The sequence below is a fragment of the Litorilinea aerophila genome (assembly GCF_006569185.2).
GTDB lineage: Bacteria > Chloroflexota > Anaerolineae > Caldilineales > Caldilineaceae > Litorilinea > Litorilinea aerophila.
The window spans coordinates 83,569-100,566 of record NZ_VIGC02000008.1; the positions used below are offsets into that span (position 1 = coordinate 83,569).

Consider the following 16,998-nt stretch of genomic DNA (forward strand, 5'->3'; position numbering starts at 1 on the left):
ACTACCCACTTCGTTCCCGCCTGGCCTGGGAGCGGGCTTTGGCCGCTTCGATACGCGCCTTCGCCTGTTCCGACAACCGCGTGGGACCCGCCTTGCCCTCGCCTGTCTTCTTCTGTTTCTTTGTTTCACCCGGCCCGCGGCTTTCGTCCAGCGCGGCCAAAGTGTGCTCCTTGATGAGTTGGATCTGCCGCGGGTCAAAGAGGTCAGGCCCTAGCCGTGGCACCGGCACAAAGCCGGAACGACCCCTTTGATACCAGGGGACCGTGGCGATGCTCTGCCGCTCGATCTTTTCGTGGAGCTTCATCATGCCGTAGATCAGCGCTTCCGGCGTCGGCGGACATCCCGGCACGTAGACGTCCACGGGAATATACTTGTCGATGCCGCTGACGACATTGTAGCCTTCCTTGAAAGGGCCGCCGCCGGTGGCGCAGGCGCCCATGGCGATCACGTAGCGCGGTTCGGCCATTTGATTGTAGATACGCACGATGGCCGGCACCATCTTCTTGGTCACCGTGCCGGAGACGATCATCAGGTCAGCCTGACGGGGGCTGGGGCGCATCACCTCCATGCCGAAACGGGCACAGTCATAACGGCTGGCCATGGCGGCAATCATCTCGATGGCACAGCAGGCCAGGCCGAAGAGCAGGGGCCACATGCTGGAGGCACGGCTCCAGTTGTAGAGCCTGTCCAGGGTGGTCACTGCTACCGTACTTTGAAGTTCTTCAGGGACTGTGATCGTGTCGTGTAGATACGGCTGCAGTTGCGCCTGCTTCAGCCTTCGAAATTTTTCCGGGTCAGCGTTCATCCTCGGCGCTCCTCGAGGGGTTTTCCGCAAAGTAGCCATCTGGTAGGGTCTGGAGTGCCATGGTGGCCATCAGTTGGGCCCGGTAACTGTGTCGTCCGTCATGGCCCGCCGCGGCCACGGCTGCCACCAGGCTGGCCGGTTGGACGCGTTCGGGATCGTAGGCCGCCGCGGCAATCCCATCGGTCAGGGCAACCTGGGCCATCAACACGCCCTCCACCTGTAACAGGCCGTTGCGCACCCTGGTGGCACAGCGTGGGCATCCCATTCCCCAAACTGCCAGGTAGGCTACCTGGGCTGTCTCCAGGGCACCGGGCTCCAGGGGCTTTTCAAACGGCTCTACCGAACATGCTTGCTCATGGTCACACATCGGTCACACTCCTTCATGCGATGGACGTCGATTGGCCCGGTCCTCGCTACGCCAGGATCCGGGCGGAATAGTGATGGGCGTCATCACTGGCGGCAGCCACGGCTGCTGGAAAGACGTCGGGAGAAACCTGTGTCGGATCGTAGCGCACCCGGGCCAGGCCTGGCGCCAGGGCCACTTCCACCGTCAGAACCCCTTCCAGCCGCAGCAAACTGTCGTAGACACGCATGGCGCAGACCGGACAGCCCATGCCCTGCACCAGGAGCAAGGTCGTCTGGGCCTGGGCCAGGGCGGCCGGGTCTACATTCTTTTCCACTGGAAACCATCGAAACCAGATATGCTGCGGGTGATCGGGCCCAGAGAACGGCATACGTACTTTCCCTCACGCCGAGTCGATGCCTTACCTGTCCCCCAGGGTAGCCCCAGACGCCCCCCGGTGGGAGCGCAGAGCGGCCTATTGGGTCCAGGCGAAATTGCCTGTCAAGGCATGAAGTCGGCCTTTTCTTGGGGATGCGGCGGACTGTTCGGGCTTGGGCAGGAGGAACAAGGCCAGGGGGAAGGCGCCGTCGAAATCGCTCCCGGTTGGCCCCGCTGCTGTCCCAGATGAAGGGCTCGTCCAGGAGGGAGGCAGGTGTGTGACGGGCGTCGCCTGCCGGCGTCATGGGGGGACGGAAACCAACGGACGGGAAGGGATATCCCTTCCCGTCCGTTGGTTTCCTGCGCGCTTCGGCCTTAGTGATGGTGCTGGTGATGTTCACCTTCGCCGGACTGGAGGTACTTCTCCGGCTCTTTGTCGAAGGCGGTCTTGCAGCCAGGGGCGCAGAAGTAGTAGGTCTGGCCCTGGTACTCGGACTTGTGCCGGGCGGTTTCACTGTCTACCATCATGCCGCAGACAGGATCCTTGACCTGTGCCATTGCTCGTCTCCTTTCTTGAAATGGGTTGAGAAAGTGAACCTCTGATTGGGACCGGGAAGTCCCGGTTGACCCATCTGGCTATGCTTTGACGACCACCTTGCCCCGCAGCATGCCCATCTGGCACTGGAAGGGGATCTCCCCTGGTTCCTCCGGCGTGAACTCGATGGTCACGGTCTCCCCCTCTGGGAGCTTGGCCGACTTGTTGATCTTGTCGAAGACGACCATTTCACTGCACAGGGCCGACTCCTGGCGGTTGAAGAGCAGGCGCACGGGTTTGCCCCGCTTGACCACGATGACATCGGGATCGTAGCCGCCCTTGACGGTGATGGGCACTTCCTGCACACCGGCCACCTCGGCCACCTGCACGCCCTCCTTGCGGTAGAGCCAGAAATACCAGACGATCCAGGCGATGAGCGCCAGGCCGGCGATGTTGACGAAAAGCGTTGTGATGTCCATGAGAACCTCCTATGTCTATCCAGTCTATGTTCGGTCGTGGTGCGTGGTGCGTATACTGGTTCACGCACCACGCACCACGCACCACGTTACGCTGCAAAACTCCTGGCCTTGAAGAAGCGCAGCCGGTTGGCGTTGGTGACCACGGTCACGCTGGAGGCTGCCATGGCGGCCCCGGCGATGATGGGCGAGAGCAGGATGCCGAAGAAGGGGTAGAGCACGCCGGCAGCCACCGGGATCCCCAGGGTGTTGTAGATGAACGCTCCAAAGAGGCTCTGTTTGGCGTTGCGCATGGTGGCCCGGCTGATTTCGATGGCGTAGGCCACCCCCTTGAGGCTGCCGCCGATCAGGGTGATGTCCGCGGCCTCGATGGCCACGTCCGTGCCGGTGCCGATGGCAAAGCCCACGTCGGCCTCCACCAGGGCCGGGGCGTCGTTGATGCCGTCGCCCACCATGCCCACTTTGCGGTTTCCGCCCTTCAGCAGGTGCACCTGCATGGCCTTGTCCTCGGGCAACACCTCGGCCAGCACCCGGTCGATGCCCACCTGGCGGGCGATGGCCCGGGCCGTGCGCTCGTTGTCGCCGGTCAGCATCACCACCTCCAGCCCCATCTCCTGCATCACCCGGATGGCCTCGATGGAGTCCTCTTTGATGGTGTCGGCCACGGCCACCACACCGGCGGCCTGACCGTCCACGGCCACGACCATGGCCGTCTTGCCTTCCTCCTGCAGCCGGGTCACCTCTGCATCCACCAGGGAGGTGTCCACCTTGTAGCGTTGCATCAGCTTGGCGTTGCCCACCAGCACCTGACGGCCGTCCACCACGGTCTCCACGCCGTGACCGGGGATGGCCTCGAATTCGGTCGGTTCAACCAGCTCGATGTTGCGGCCGCGCGCCCCGTCCACAATGGCCTGGGCCAGGGGATGCTCGCTGGGCCGGTCGGCGCTGGCGGCCAGGCGCAGCAGCGTCGCCTCGTCGAAACCGTTGGCCGGCACGGCATCGGTCAGTTCCGGCTTGCCCTTGGTGATGGTGCCGGTCTTGTCCAGCACGATCACCTTGAGCTGGGAGGCCATCTGCAGGGCCTCGCCGTTGCGGATGAGCACGCCATGTTCGGCGGCCTTGCCGACACCGGCCACCAGGCTCAGGGGCACGGCCATGCCGATGGCGCAGGGGCAGGCGATGATCAGCACGGTCACCGCGGTGACCACGGCAAAGGCCAGCACAGGGCTGGGCCCGAAGTTGAACCAGACCAGGAAGGTGAGGATGGAAATGATCATCACCGTGGGCACAAAGTAGCCGGAGATCACATCCACCAGGCGGGCGATGGGCGCCTTGCTGCCCATGGCGTCCTGGACCATCTTGACGATCTGGGCCAGGGCCGTGTCCTTGCCCACCTTGGTGGCCCGGAACTTGAAGCTGCCCGTGGTGTTGACCGTGGCGCCGATCACTTCGTCGCCCGGCCCTTTGTCCACCGGCAGGCTTTCGCCGGTGACCATGGACTCGTCAATGGCCGAGCGGCCCTCCACGATCTCGCCGTCCACCGGAATTTTCTCGCCGGGGCGCACCACCACGATGTCGCCCACCAGCACCTCTTCCACGGGGATCTCCACCTCCTGGCCGTTGCGGATGACCCGGGCGGTCTTGGCCTGCAGGTCCATCAACTTGCGGATGGCCTGGCTGGTCTGGCCTTTCGCCCGCACCTCCAGGGCCTGGCCCAACACCACCAGGGCCGTCACCACGGCGGTCACATCGTAGAAGGGTGTGGCCGTGCCTTCTGGGAACAGGCTCGGAAAGAAGATGGCCACAGTCGAATAGATCCAGGCCGCGCTGGTGCCCAGGGCGATCAGCGTGTTCATGTCCGCTGTGTGATGCTTAAAGGCCGTCCAGCCCCCGGTGAAGAACTGTCGCCCGGAGTAGGCCATCACCGGGATGGTGGCGATGCCCGACAAGACGAAGAGCCACCAGATCAGGCTTTCCGATGCGTTTTTTACGAAGAGATTGGGCAGGTAGAGCCAGGGCAGCTCCGGATAGGCCACCAGCATCACCGGGATGCTAATGGCGGCGGCGAACCAGAACTTGCGCATCAGGTTCCGGTATTCCCGCTGATGGGCCGCGGTCTCCTCGTCCACGGTCTCTTCCTGCTCCACCGGTCGAGCCGCCTGGTAGCCGGTGGATTCGATGGCCTGTTTGATGGCGGCGAATTCCACCTGGCCGGCGATGTAGCGGATGTGGGCCGAATCGGTGCCCGGGTTGACCGTGGTTTCCAGCACGCCGGGGACCTGGTACAGGGCCTCCTCGATAAAGCGGACGCAGGAAGCACAGTGCAGTCCAGGTGTGATGCGCACGTGCATCTCGGCTGCCCCCACGTCGTAGCCCGCCTGCTTGATAGCGCCGACAAGGGTTCCCACGTCCACTTGCTCTGGGTGGTAGGCCACATGGGCTTTGCCCAGGGAGAAATTGACATGGGCCTTCTCGACCCCTGGAACCGACTGCAAGGTGCGCTCGACCGTCACCACACAGGACGAGCAGGTCATCCCGGCCACAGGCAGCTCCAATTCCAGGGGGCCTGCCAGCTCTGGATTGAAGCCGGTTGTGGCCGAGTGAGGCATGACTGTCTCAACTTGCCCGCCATGTTCCCGGTCGAACTGCTCCGCGCAACGGTCCGAGCAGAAGTATGTCGTCACACCATCCACGGTGCGGGTTTGGGCTGCGTCGGCCGGGTTGATCTCCATACCGCAGACCGGATCGGTCACGGTCTGTCTGACATGGACTTCACCACTTGTTTCTTTCACGATTTCGCCTCCTCAAGACATTTGGGCAAAAAGCGCCGTCAACTCTTCACGTAGCTGTTGGTGTGCCTTGGCACTCTGCGCCGTCTCTACAGTCTGCAGGCAGTGGTCCAGGTGGCTGGCCAACAACAGCAGGCTGATTTGCCTGATGGCCCCCTGGATTGCCTGCATCTGCTGCAGGATGGCCATGCAGGGCTGATCTTCGTCTATCATGTGAGCCACCCCCCGGATGTGGCCTTCGACGCTGCGGAGCCGGCGTGTCACTTCGGTACGGGTTTGGACGTCCATGGCGTCGTGCTCCTTTCTCCACGCTGTTACTATAGAGCACCCCTCCCCATGGGGGGAGGGGTGTTTGGCCTGTGATCCATAGGCAAAATGGCGCGGTCCAGCTTCGCAAGTCCATCTCCTGCAGTTCCTTCTCCGCCGGCCGGCTGCCTCGCGCGCCAGAAAGTGTGCCTTCTGGTTCCATCTCGAATAGGCGTACCAGCTCCAGATGGTTCTGGCCGGCCGTGTGGCCCCATTGGCCAAGGTCACGCAACGGCCAATGGGAGACTCAGAGAGGGTGCTCCGGTTTGTGGAGGATAAGTAAGGCCAGGGGGGCCAGGGGACCGTTGAAGTGTTCGGCCGCGATCAGCCCTGGGAAGCGCCGGTACTCCTCCTCGTTCAGGAGGCGAGCGCTGAAAAAGTGCCCTATCCATGCCAACAGGCGAATGCGCCAGGCATCCCCCGCGATTTCGGTGAGCAGGATCATGTGGCCGCCTGGACGCAGTCGCGTCCAGGCTTTGGCCACCACCGCTTCCGGCTCAGGTAGATGTTCGAAGGCCCAGGTAGAGACGATGAGGTCGAAGGGACCTTCGGGCCAGGGATCGACCAGCAGATCCAATTGCTGGAACTCAACGTGAGCCAGATGGCCGAACTTGGCCCGGGCCTGGGCCAGCATGTCGGGGGAGCGATCGACCCCGCTGTAGGCGCCGAAGGGCAGCCCCAGGGCCAGCAAGCGCTCCAGGTTGGCGCCGGTGCCACAACCCAGGTCCAGGACACGCCCGCCTGGAGGCAGATGGGTGGCCAGTGCCCGGTCCAGGGCGAGGTGGGCGTCGGGGTAGAGCCAGTCCCGCCAGAGGGGGGCTGCGGCGTCGTAGCGGCTGGCGACGGCGCGGTAGAGGGTTGGTACTTCCACCGGTGCTCTAGCCAGTACGGCCAGGCCGAGGCCGATTTCGGCCATACCGGCGGCCCGTAACAGCCAGTTGGGCCAGGCGGCCAGCCATGCCATCGTTCGACGATAGGCCTTTGGGGCTGGAGGGATTTGCCACAGCCGCACGTAGGCGCGACCTGAGGTGAACAAAGGAACACCGTCCAGGAGCAGGAAGGCTCCCACCCAGCGCAGCAGTTTTTTATTGGCCATGATGCCTCCTATCTTCCGATAAAATCCACCTCGACGCCGTAGATGGCCGGTACCCACGCCAGCAGGAATCTTTCCCCCGGTGCTCAACCTGGTGGTTTCAACGCGGGAATGGGTCTTGCCTCCTTATCTTGGGCAGGCCCAGACGTCGGTTCCAGCCAGGACGCTGGTGCCTCGGCAAAGCGGCGGGCGCAATCCGGGCTGCACAGATAATAGATCTTACCCTGGTAAGTGACCTGCTCGGCTACCTCTGGCCTCACCTTCTGTCGGCAGACCGGGTCCACGGGCCAGGTCAGGAAAAGGTCGTGGCATCGCTCGGAGCAGAAGAAGTAGGTTTGTCCCCGGTAAATCTGCTTGCAGGCAGCCAGCTCGGGGGTAAGCCGCATGCCGCACACCGGGTCCTGGGCCACCGCCTCACCCTCCTGCTCTGGGACCGCTATCACCCGATCCCGGTGCTGCCAGGCCGCCTGTATCGCTGCAGCCAAGGGAACAGCCAACAGGGCACCCGCCAGCCCCAGCAGTCGTCCGCCAGCCACGAAGGCAATGAGGACCAGCAGCGGATGCAGCCGGAGTGTGCGCTGGTAGAGGCGGGGCACCAGCACATAGCCCTCCACCAGGTTCACGACGATGTACCACGCCACCGCGCCCAAGGCCATGTTCCAGGAGTGGGGCAGACTGACCAGGACTGCGGCCAGCATGGTTACGGCGCCCCCCAGAAAGGGGATCACCTCCAGCACCCCACCGACCAGGCCCAGGAGCAGGGCGTAGGGTACCCCGAGCAGATACAACCCCACCCCAAACGCCACGGCGATGTAGAGCGCCAGCAGCCCCTGGCTCCAAGTCCAGCGCACCACCTGCTGGCCCAGGTGAGCGGAAAGGTACCAGGCGCGCAGGTGATAGGGTTCGGGCAACAGGTCAAACAGCAGGCGACGGGGTGCGTTGGGATCGATGGCCAGAAAGTAGGCCAGGGCCAGGACCAGCGTCCCATCCATCAGCAGACTGCTGAGGTTAATGGCCCAGCGTCCCATGCCAGCCATCCAGTTCTGCACCATGGCCCCCATCTGGACAGGCAGTTCGAGTAGAGGGGTCAGCCCAGGATAGCGGGCGGTCTCCTGCTGCCATTGCATGGTCATCTGATCCAGCCAGGCGGCCCACGAACCGTTGGCGATCTGGCTGGCCTGCTCTACGATCCCGGGGACCAGGGCATAGAGGGCCAGGGCGAGCAGGGCCAACAGAAGCAGATAGAGCAGCGACACACCCACGCCGCGGGGCAACCCATGCCGTGCCAACCAGTTAAGAGGTGGCTGCATGACGGCCGCCAGCAGCATGGCCACCGCCAACAGGATCAGTACATCGGTCAGATAGAGTGCCAGCCCCAGGGCAGCGACCGCCGCTCCGATCTGTACCAGCAACTTGGGCGAGCAGTGCAAGGTGATCTCGTCTGGCACCGTCATCTCCTGTTGTCCAGGGGTCGCTTCTCCCACTGGCGCGGCACAGACTCTGCCCGGCAGGGGACGCAACCAGTCTTGCCACCGGAGATACCAGGGTCGAGGGTCAGGCATTTCAGCCAGATAGTGTTTAGCCAGTCGCCGGCCATCGGCCATCAATGCCTGGCCGTGGTTGAAATCCCAAAACCCCAGGGCAGCCTGTGTCCACAGAGGAAAGGTCTCTTCTGTCTCTGATGTAACCATCCCTGGGCCTCCACGCCAAGGGCGATTTGGCCACGTTCCAATAGGCAAAGATGCCTGGCCTTATGAAGACCCCCCAGTAGATTTCCCCCTTCTCGGCCGGGGTGTGGGAAATTCTCCGTCCTTTGGTCAGGTTGTGTTGATATTGGGAAGTTTCACAGCAGAGTACGCAGCACCCAGAGGGTTCCCGGAATTTCTGTCGGGATTTACTAAGGGCGCCCATCCGGCACCGCGACAGGCAACATTGCCTATGGACGCCAGGCGAAACAGCGCTTATGGAAACGGAAAAACACGCCATATTGGGGGCAGAGGAGCCATCCTGCAAAGGCGTTGCTGGCTTTCAGGTGCATGGGAAAGGAGCGTACAGGGCATGAGCGCGAAGACTCCATCGCAGGGGGAGGAAGCAGTCGGACAGCCTGGCATCAATCGCCGCGAGTTTTTGACCTACGCCTGGGGCGTCGCCATGGGGCTCCTGGCAGCGGAAGGGGGCGCCGCCACCTATTTCTTCCTGCTCCCGCGTTTTCGCGCAGGGGAGTTCGGCGGCAAGTTTCAACTGGGCCCGACCAGTTCCCTGCCACCGCCGGGAACACTGCCCCCAGTTCTGAGCACGGCGGGCAAGTACTGGCTGGTCCATACAGAGGTGGGCGTCAAGGCCCTGTACCAGGTCTGCACCCACCTGGGCTGCCTCTACAAATGGAGCGAGTCCAACCAGCGCTTCGAGTGCCCTTGCCATGGCTCCAAGTTCACGGCCGAGGGTGACTACATCGAGGGCCCGGCTCCCCGCTCGCTGGACCAGTTCGTGGTCGAAATCGTGCAGGATGGAGTCGTGGTGGCCACGACCCAAGAGACAGAAGACGCCATTGTTCCACCTGCCGTTCGGGGGACCCCCTGGGCCTTGTCTGCCCAAGTTGTGGTGGACACCGGGCGCCGCATCCTGGGTAAGCCTGCCGCCAAGTCGCCGGCACGGCGAGCAGGGTGACAGCCCCTGCCCATAGGGGCGGTTGCCTCTTGCAGGGACTGTCACCGCTGGGACAGGGTGTGTACCCCATTTGGGGGCAACAGCAGCCACAGCATGAACGTCGCTGCCTGTTGTCCTCCCAAATGGGACACACCCGCTGGGACATCCGTCAAACCCATGGATGGATAGACGGTCCTCTATTCGACCACCTGGATCACGCCAATCAACCCGCCTGGCTCCACACCGTCATTCGTGACATGGTGTAGGACATGGCAGTGGAAAATCCACGTGCCCACGTTGTCGGCGGTGAACTCAATGTCGATGATCTCGCCAGGGTTGACGGGCACGGTGTTGCGCGTGAGCTGCTGGGCAGGGGGCAGGGGCACGCCGTCGTAGCCCACAATACGGAAATTCATGCCGTGCAGGTGCATGGGATGGGTGAACTGGCCGATGGCAGCCAGGCGGATGCGCACGGTCTCGCCCTTCTTCACCACGATTGGCTCCGTGTCCGGATAGGCTTTGCCGTTGATGGTGAAGTAGTTGGGCTCGCTGCCCGCCATGGGCATGGCCGGGTAGGTCTCCCCATCAGGCCCCACCCGCCACTCCGACAACATCCACATCACGTCCACGTCGGGCCCCGCGGCCCGAGGTCGCGCTGGGTCGACGATGAACGGGGCGTAAAGTCCCGCCATGATCTGGAGGTCGGTGTCTACGTGGGAATGGTACATGAAGCTGCCCGTCGGCGGCGCCGTGAACTCGTAGGTGAAGATCTCGCCGGGCTGGACAGGCTCTTGGGTGAAGGGGGGCACGCCGTCCATGGCATTGGGTAGAGGAATGCCGTGCCAGTGGATGCTGGTGGCGGTGGGCAGTTCGTTCTTCAAGACGACGCGTACCCGATCGCCTTCGGTAACCCGGATCATCGGGCCGGGGACGGTGCCGTTGTAGCTCCAGGCGGTCACCACCACGGACCCATCGCCGCTCAGGATGGGCCAGCGTACGGGCCTGGCCGTGAGTTCAAAGACTTTGACGCCGTCTTCTTCCCGGTAGGCCAATGGCTGGCCACCCACGGTCTCGCTGGCGTCTGGCACTCCTGTCGATGGGATAGGCCTCGACCCATGGCCCATTTCATCCATCGTGTCCATGGCATCCATCTCGCCCATTTCGTCTGTGGGGGGCGCGCTTCCCATTTGCCCCATGTCATGTCCGCCGTCGCTGGCCCTGGGGCCGGCCTCTGTTTTACTGCTTTCGATGGGAGCTGTGGGCGTGACTGCGGTTTTGGCCGCCAGGGCCTGGGGGGAAGAGAGTCTCCCCGCCCCGTAAGCACCGACCACCAACATGACTGCCAGGAGCGCTACAACCAGTTTGTTCCATTGCCACTGATTCTGTTTCAACATACGTTTTGGGGTCTCTTTCTATCTCTAAACATGGATCACGGATGGGCCCCAGGAGATGTAGCCGTCAACCTGAAGGAAGATCCCCCCCGTCAGGCATGTCTGCATCCCCTGTGGGCAGATATGCCATACCCGGCTGCGGCACGATTGCCGCCCATACAGGTGACTGGATTGTGAAATTGGATGTGGGGAGCAGCGTGACAGGGAAGAAGGGCGGGAGAGCCCATTGGCTGGACAAGGGGAGACGAGAGACTGATACGGTCTCGTCCGCACGGGGATGAGTATAGGGTAGCCCAGGTATGCTGGATAGCGCCGTTTGACCGGTCGGGCAGTAGGCAATTTTGCCTACTGCCCGACCGGGCCAGGTTTCGAGTGGTTTGTCAACCGCCGAATTTCTGTCGGGATTTACTGGCAGTTCTGGGCGTATCCCGATTTTTTTCCGGTAGAAACCGAAAGTCGCAGCAGGCGTCGCCCCAGGCCAGCGTGCCCTTTCGCTCCAGGCGGCCACCCCATCTTTCAGCCAGGGCGTAGTCCAGGTTGCACCAGGACGCCGTGCAGAGATCGACCGCGTCGTGGGCCTGGAAATACTCGGCGATGGGGCAGCGCCGGATGTTGAAGGCGACGTCCCCTGCATCCGACAGCCGCTCGACTATGTAGCCGGGCGGATTGAAGGGAAAGCGCAGAAAGAGCTCCACGTTCATACGCAGTCGCTGCAACGGCGTGCGCGCGATCAGCCGAATCCCATGGTCCGGAAGGCGCGCCCACCGTTGACAGATGTGCCAGGCCATGTCGGCGCAAAGTTCCACTGCGTAGGCCCGATCCAGCCCCCGGTTCAGCAACGTTTGCAGGCAGGCCAGGGAGAGACAGGCCAGCAACACGGTCAGCCGGCTGCCGGGTGTGGGTTCCGCCGTGCCCAGGGGGCTCCCGGCGGCGGCGAGCACCCGGTAGCGCTGCCAGGTCTCCGCCAGGATCTGGTTTACGTCTGCCCCGGTGAAGCGTCCTTGCTCTGGATGCTGGCGGTTGCGGTTGCGCTCCAGCAGGACCCGGCGGGCGGCCTGGCGTACGGTGGGCCGGGCGAGGATTTCCAACCATCGCACGCTGTCGGCGGTTCTCCATGCCTGTCTCAAGACAAAGGCGGCCAGGCCAACGCCGGCCAGGCCGACGCCCATTCGGGTAAGGTTCATGGTCTCCTCGTTTTTGGCTCATCTACCACAAAGATGTGCTCCCAACCAGAAGCCCGGGGTACGGCGGGGTTCGGGGGACGTAGGCGGCCCGTTGTGCTGCCGCCGTACTCCGCATCCCTACAAGTTATACCGATTGCCTTACGAAGTGGCGCTCATGATTTCGTAGGTCCGGTTTCCATACCGGACAAGCGGTTTATGCCTCTTGATTAGACAATCGGTATTATGTCGTCGCCAGGATGAGCAGCCCCATGAAGACGACACCGCCGCCCAGCGTCAGGCGCACCCATTCCCTGTGATGCAGGTTCCAGTGGGCCAGCCGGTTGAGGGTGGGGCGGGCCGAGGCCGCCACCAGAATCGCCACCAGCGGCAGCACGAAGATCAGATTGTAGAGTACCAGGTAGGCGTAGCCCAACAGGGCGGTTGGCTGCAGGGCGAGCAGGCTGAGTACGGCCAGATAGACCGCTCCGCTGCAGGGTACCGTGCACAGGCCGATGAGAAAGCCACTGACCATCAGCGTCGGTACGGTAGCCGTACGCGCCGCGCGGCGCGCCAGGGCGCCCACCTGGCTCGGTGCCTGCAGGCGGGGGCCCCAGTCCGGCAGGAAGAAATCTTTGACCATCCACAGCCCCAAAAGGATCGCCAGCAGCGCACCCATGCGCGCGGGCAGATGTTGGCGGGTGAAGAGGTCCGTCGCCTTGAGCAACCCCACGCCCAGGGACAGATAGGTGAAAAAGATGGCAGCGATAAAGATGCTGCCCATGCCCAGGAGGCGTGCCCGGGGGGCTCCCACCAGGGCCCGCAGCCCCTGGGCGTCGGCCTGGATGGCTCCCTTTCCCGCCAGCAGCTCCCCTTTGACCGTGGCCAGCATGGCGGTGATGAAGAGCAACAGCACCGTGAACGCGCACGGGTTGATGCCGTCCACCAGGGCTGCGGTGATGACCGTGGGCAGGGTGATGGCGGGCAGATACGTTTGCATGGATGGGTCCGGCGCGTTGGGGTGCCAGAGTCCGGCCAGGGCCACAGCCCCCATGGCAACCACCAGCAGCCCCGAGAGGACGACGGTGCGGCGCAGGAAGGGAGTCTCCATGGGCTAGGCCTCCACGATCAGCGTGCCCTGCATGTTGGGATTGGCACGGCCTCCGCAGCAGATGTCGCAGTAGAACTGGTATTCGCCCGGTTCAGTGGGCGTGAAGGTGATGGTGTTGCTGCCCAGGGGTGGGGCGATGACGCTGACGTTGAGTTCATCCACCGCCCACTGGTGCTGGCCGCCGCCGTCGGTGTGGTATTGGTTGTCCAGACTCCGGAGCCGGATGGTTACCGGTTCCCCGGCCTTGACCCGGATCTCCTTCCGGTCGAAACCGCCCATGTCTGCGGCCACGTCGATGACATGGCCCGCCAGTTCGGGCAGGGGTGGGCGCACGAAGGCCTTGACGAGCAAGTATCCTGCCAATCCTAACACGGCCACCACCAGTAGACCGTAGGCCAGAGGGCCGAAGGGTCGTTGGGAACGGGGTGGTGGCTGTCTGCGGAGTCTTCGTGATTTTGAACCCATGAGCCTTCTCCACTCGCCTTACTTGAATCACTCAGCGGTACATTTGACCCTTTTTGCCGTCGACTTACGGATCCAGTGTCCAGCGGAAGACCCGGCTGGGGACGCCGGAGATGCCCTGGAGTTCCAGTTCCAGGGTGGTGGGGGCGCCCTCTGGGCGCGGCTGCAGGATGTCGCCTGCCGGCGCGAACTGGAGGAGCCCGCTGACGTGGTGGCCGCCTAATGCGCATCAGCAGCCCTATCTGGCCCCTCTCCCGTGGACCGTGGTTTGGGTGGTTCTGGTCGTGCATCTTCGTTCTCCTGCGAACAGGTGCCAACAGGGTGGCCCGGGTGACTTTGACTGCTCGTCACCAGTATGGCCCCTGGACTGGGGCTGGGACACGCGCCATTGGCCGCCCATGGAGCAGGCAGAATGGCCCGGTCACACCTGGCCACCCAGGCAGGTCCCGGAGGAACCCTGAACCCAGACGCCCCTTTCTCCAATGGGCGCGGCCCTGGGGGGGCACCGGTGGCGTCCAGTTGGCCAGCGCCCATGGGTGGTCGATGAGACAAACACAAATTGTCCGCAATCGATTCATATTCCCTTCACAAATCTGGCGCACAATGGAAGCAGAACGGGTCGACAGCGAGGCCCGGAGAAGCAACAAGGCCATCTCGGTCACATGTGAGTCAATTCAAAGGGAGGAAAGATCATGAATAGCCGAGTTCAGAAGTATCTGACCGTTGTGGGGCTCCTGGTCGTTTCGTTGCTCATCTTTGCCGGCACAGCGCTGGCCCAGGGCACCGACCCTGAGACGCCCAATCCGGATACCCAGACACCGCTCCAGCAGATGCAGGAGTGGATGGGGCCCCAGGCCTGGGGTGAGATGATCCAGCACATGACCCAGGTCCACGGCGCGGAGTGGACCGGGCAGATGCTCCAGTGGATGAACGAGACCGGCGGCTGCCATGGCAACGGGGGCGGTATGATGGGCAGCGGCAACAGCCCCTGGGGAACCATGATGAATGGCTTCCGCGGCATGATGGGTGGCTTCCAGGGCATGGGCGGGGGCATGATGGGCGGCTTGGGCCGGTAGGCCCATGGGGTCAGAGGAGGATCGTATGTGGTGCCACATTCTTCTGACCATGCCACTGTTGGGGCTCGCCTTGTTCTTTGTGCTGCCCTTTAGCCCGGCCCTTGCCCTCTACCTGGTGCTCGTGTTGTTGTCGCTGTTGCTGTACTACAAGATCATGGAGAGCATGCAGGTACCCGTCGCCACCGGGCCAGAAGCCCTGCTGGGCCAGGTGGTGACCACCGGCGACGACGGCTCGATCCGCTGGCAGGGCGAATGGTGGAAGGCCCGGCCCCTGTTGCCCCATCAGCGGGTGCGCATCGTCGACATCCGTGGCCTGGAGGTACAGGTGGAGCCGGTGGAAGCAGTCGAAAATCAATCGGGCGTGAACACCTGATTCAGGGCTGGTTTACCCAGAAGGATCACACGAGAAAGGAAAAACACACGATGATGTTCGGTGGTGGTATGCTACTTGGCTGGTTGTTGCCCATCCTCCTGCTGGTACTGGGCGGCATGTGGCTCCTCAACAACAGTCCCTCCAATCGGGGCGGCAATCCCGATGGCTTCCATCCTCCCCAGAGGGTGGAGAGAGCCGAGGAGATTCTCCAGGAACGCTATGCCCGGGGCGAGATCAGCCGCGAAGAGTACGAGGAAATGCGCCAGACGCTGAAGCGGTAGCCCGGCGACCGCGCCAAATTGCCCGGTGTGCTCCCGGCCAAAGAACCCTGGCCCGGGAGCACACCTTTGTGTAGCATGATCAGGTATCAACATGATTGGATGTAACGGGATTGAGTCAAAGGTAAAGGAGAGACCCGAACCATGAACCTTCGCAGTGTTGTGATAACCGGTGTGCTGGCGCTATCCGTGCCGGTGCTGGCCGCCTGCGGCGGCCTGGTGGAGCCGACGGCCTCCCCACCCGCCGCGGTCGAGGGCGAGCAGGCTGGGGCCGCTGCCACCGAGGCAGCGACCGCGGTGGAGACAACGGCCAGCGAGGCCGCCGGCGTCGAGACCCCCCAGCCGGCTGGTTTCAGCTGGACGGCCTGGGTCGCCAACGGCATGGACGACAGTCTGAGCGTGGTGGACCTCGCCACGGGCCAGGAGTTGGCCCGCATTCCGGTGGGCATGAATCCCCATATCCTGACCACCAGCCCCGACGGCAGCATCCTCTATGTCGTCAATGCCGGTGGGCACGACCGGGATCCCAATGCCCACGCCGAGGAGGCAGCGAGCCAGGCGACTCCCGATCCCCATGGTCACGGCGGCAATGGCGCGGACACGGCTCCATCGGCTGAAGCGGGGAAGGCAGACGAGGACAAAGCGGACAGCAGCATGGATCAGCCGGATGGAACGAGCTATAGCCTGTGGGCCATCGACGCTGCCAGCGGCCAGGTCCTGGTCCAGGTGCCCGTGGGCATGGGGCCAACCCATCCCATCGCCAGCGCCGACGGCAGCCGGGTTTATGTCACCAATACTGACGAAGGATCGGTGACCGTCATCGACACGGCTACCTGGGGGGTGGTGACCACGATCTCCGATCTGCCCGAACCCCATGACGGTGCGTTGACGCCCGACGGCCGGCTGCTCTATCTGGCCACGGCCGGCACGTCCACCCTGACCGTGGTGGACACCGAAAGCTTCGCGGTCATCAAGACGATTCCGGTAGGCAATAAGCCCCGGGGTCTTGTTGCCGGCGGCGTGAACGGCGAGCTGGCCTATGTCACCAACAAGGGCGACGGCACCCTATCCATCGTCGACATTCCCAATGGCACAGTGCAGATGACGGTCCCGGTGGGGGCAGGGGCCCACGCCGTGCGGCTCAGCCCTGACGGCGAGACGGCCTATGTCTCCCTGAGCCAGGAAGACGCGGTTGCCCTGGTGGATGTGCAGAGCGGCCAGGTGCGCCGCACCCTGGCCGTGGGCGCAACGCCTGAACAGCTTGACCTGAGCGGCGATGGCCGCTGGCTGGTGGTCAGCAACAACGGTGACGCCACCCTCTCCATCATCGATCTGGCCCAGGAAACCCTCGTCGCCACCGTGGCCGTGGGCGCCGGCGCCTATGGCGTACAGATGACCTCGGTGGCCTACGCCGGCTCGACCCCCATGGCCCTGCCCGACCTGCCCAAGAACGCCGACGGCTACAGGGATCTGAGCGTGGAGCAGTTGGCCGCCGCCATGGAGGCCAAGGACTTTGTCCTGGTGAACGTCCACATTCCCTACGAAGGCGAACTGCCCAACACCGACCTCTTCATCCCCTACAACGAGATCGGGGCCAATCTGGATAAACTGTCGGCCCCCGATGCTCCCATTGTGCTCTACTGCCGCAGCGGCAGGATGAGCACGGCCGCGGCCGAGGTCCTGGTCGCTGCCGGCTACACCAACATCTATGAGCTGGATGGCGGCTTCAACGCCTGGCAAGCGGCGGGATATGAGCTGGTGAGCCAGTAGCCACGA

19 protein-coding genes are annotated in these 16,998 nt (G+C 63.5%); 6 read left to right on the plus strand and 13 right to left on the minus strand.

Translation table 11 applies throughout. The features are described 5' to 3' along the window. Nucleotide 1: 1 nt before the first annotated feature. From FKZ61_RS24250 to FKZ61_RS07800, 9 genes are all read right to left on the minus strand, one after another. Nucleotides 2-805, minus strand: a complete 804-nt coding sequence (locus tag FKZ61_RS24250; RefSeq protein WP_141609515.1) for an NADH-quinone oxidoreductase subunit B — start codon at nt 803-805, stop codon at nt 2-4. Continuing rightward, nucleotides 795-1,172 carry a heavy-metal-associated domain-containing protein gene (locus tag FKZ61_RS07765; protein WP_141609516.1) on the minus strand — a complete coding sequence of 126 codons (378 nt, stop codon included), beginning with the start codon at nt 1,170-1,172 and terminating at the stop codon, nt 795-797. The genes FKZ61_RS24250 and FKZ61_RS07765 overlap by 11 nt, the downstream gene beginning before the upstream one ends. A gap of 46 nt (nt 1,173-1,218) precedes the next feature. Next, a complete protein-coding gene (locus FKZ61_RS07770) occupies nt 1,219-1,485 on the minus strand; it encodes a heavy-metal-associated domain-containing protein (RefSeq protein WP_170199412.1) in 267 nt (88 codons plus the stop codon). A gap of 416 nt (nt 1,486-1,901) precedes the next feature. Then, the gene (locus FKZ61_RS07775; RefSeq protein ID WP_141609518.1) at nt 1,902-2,084 is read right to left on the minus strand and encodes a YHS domain-containing protein; all 183 of its coding nucleotides are present in this window, start codon (nt 2,082-2,084) and stop codon (nt 1,902-1,904) included. A gap of 78 nt (nt 2,085-2,162) precedes the next feature. Beyond that, the gene (locus FKZ61_RS07780; protein ID WP_141609519.1) at nt 2,163-2,540 is read right to left on the minus strand and encodes a cupredoxin domain-containing protein; all 378 of its coding nucleotides are present in this window, start codon (nt 2,538-2,540) and stop codon (nt 2,163-2,165) included. Between the two features lie 86 nt (nt 2,541-2,626). Then, nucleotides 2,627-5,329, minus strand: coding sequence for a heavy metal translocating P-type ATPase (locus FKZ61_RS07785; protein WP_211358460.1), 2,703 nt, complete (start codon nt 5,327-5,329; stop codon nt 2,627-2,629). Nucleotides 5,330-5,341: 12 nt separating this feature from the next. Then, nucleotides 5,342-5,614 (minus strand): metal-sensitive transcriptional regulator, encoded by a 273-nt coding sequence (locus FKZ61_RS07790; RefSeq protein ID WP_141609520.1) that lies wholly within the window; start codon nt 5,612-5,614, stop codon nt 5,342-5,344. A gap of 265 nt (nt 5,615-5,879) precedes the next feature. Beyond that, a complete protein-coding gene (locus tag FKZ61_RS07795; RefSeq protein ID WP_141609521.1) occupies nt 5,880-6,728 on the minus strand; it encodes a class I SAM-dependent DNA methyltransferase in 849 nt (282 codons plus the stop codon). A gap of 83 nt (nt 6,729-6,811) precedes the next feature. Further along, nucleotides 6,812-8,416: an AI-2E family transporter gene (locus tag FKZ61_RS07800; RefSeq protein ID WP_141609522.1), complete on the minus strand. Its 1,605-nt coding sequence runs from the start codon at nt 8,414-8,416 to the stop codon at nt 6,812-6,814. A 367-nt stretch (nt 8,417-8,783) separates the two neighbouring features. Between FKZ61_RS07800 and FKZ61_RS07805 the strand changes: the two genes are divergently transcribed. Next, nucleotides 8,784-9,392: a QcrA and Rieske domain-containing protein gene (locus tag FKZ61_RS07805; protein ID WP_170199414.1), complete on the plus strand. Its 609-nt coding sequence runs from the start codon at nt 8,784-8,786 to the stop codon at nt 9,390-9,392. Between the two features lie 176 nt (nt 9,393-9,568). Here FKZ61_RS07805 and FKZ61_RS07810 read toward each other — a convergent pair whose 3' ends face one another. The 4 genes from FKZ61_RS07810 to FKZ61_RS07825 all read right to left on the minus strand — a co-directional run bounded on the left by FKZ61_RS07810 (nt 9,569) and on the right by FKZ61_RS07825 (nt 13,384). After that, nucleotides 9,569-10,765, minus strand: coding sequence for a multicopper oxidase family protein (locus FKZ61_RS07810; RefSeq protein WP_141609524.1), 1,197 nt, complete (start codon nt 10,763-10,765; stop codon nt 9,569-9,571). Nucleotides 10,766-11,142: 377 nt separating this feature from the next. After that, nucleotides 11,143-11,946, minus strand: a complete 804-nt coding sequence (locus FKZ61_RS07815) for an L-2-amino-thiazoline-4-carboxylic acid hydrolase (RefSeq protein WP_141609525.1) — start codon at nt 11,944-11,946, stop codon at nt 11,143-11,145. 220 nt (nt 11,947-12,166) lie between these two features. Then, on the minus strand, nt 12,167-13,033 hold the full coding sequence (locus FKZ61_RS07820) for a cytochrome c biogenesis protein CcdA (RefSeq protein WP_141609526.1): 867 nt from the start codon (nt 13,031-13,033) through the stop codon (nt 12,167-12,169). 3 nt (nt 13,034-13,036) lie between these two features. Beyond that, the gene (locus FKZ61_RS07825; RefSeq protein ID WP_170199416.1) at nt 13,037-13,384 is read right to left on the minus strand and encodes a cupredoxin domain-containing protein; all 348 of its coding nucleotides are present in this window, start codon (nt 13,382-13,384) and stop codon (nt 13,037-13,039) included. Nucleotides 13,385-13,541: 157 nt separating this feature from the next. On the opposite strand from FKZ61_RS07825, the gene FKZ61_RS07830 reads away from it, so the two are divergent. The 5 genes from FKZ61_RS07830 (at nt 13,542) to FKZ61_RS07850 (ending at nt 16,992) form a co-directional block, all read left to right on the plus strand. Beyond that, nucleotides 13,542-13,718 carry a hypothetical protein gene (locus tag FKZ61_RS07830; protein ID WP_170199418.1) on the plus strand — a complete coding sequence of 59 codons (177 nt, stop codon included), beginning with the start codon at nt 13,542-13,544 and terminating at the stop codon, nt 13,716-13,718. Nucleotides 13,719-14,187: 469 nt separating this feature from the next. Then, nucleotides 14,188-14,571 carry a hypothetical protein gene (locus tag FKZ61_RS07835; protein WP_141609528.1) on the plus strand — a complete coding sequence of 128 codons (384 nt, stop codon included), beginning with the start codon at nt 14,188-14,190 and terminating at the stop codon, nt 14,569-14,571. A 25-nt stretch (nt 14,572-14,596) separates the two neighbouring features. Beyond that, the gene (locus FKZ61_RS07840) at nt 14,597-14,944 is read left to right on the plus strand and encodes an NfeD family protein (protein WP_170199420.1); all 348 of its coding nucleotides are present in this window, start codon (nt 14,597-14,599) and stop codon (nt 14,942-14,944) included. Between the two features lie 68 nt (nt 14,945-15,012). Continuing rightward, entirely contained in the window at nt 15,013-15,225 is a 213-nt protein-coding gene (locus tag FKZ61_RS07845; protein WP_141609530.1) for an SHOCT domain-containing protein, read from the plus strand. Between the two features lie 141 nt (nt 15,226-15,366). Then, nucleotides 15,367-16,992: a YVTN family beta-propeller repeat protein gene (locus tag FKZ61_RS07850; RefSeq protein ID WP_141609531.1), complete on the plus strand. Its 1,626-nt coding sequence runs from the start codon at nt 15,367-15,369 to the stop codon at nt 16,990-16,992. Nucleotides 16,993-16,998: the final 6 nt, after the last annotated feature.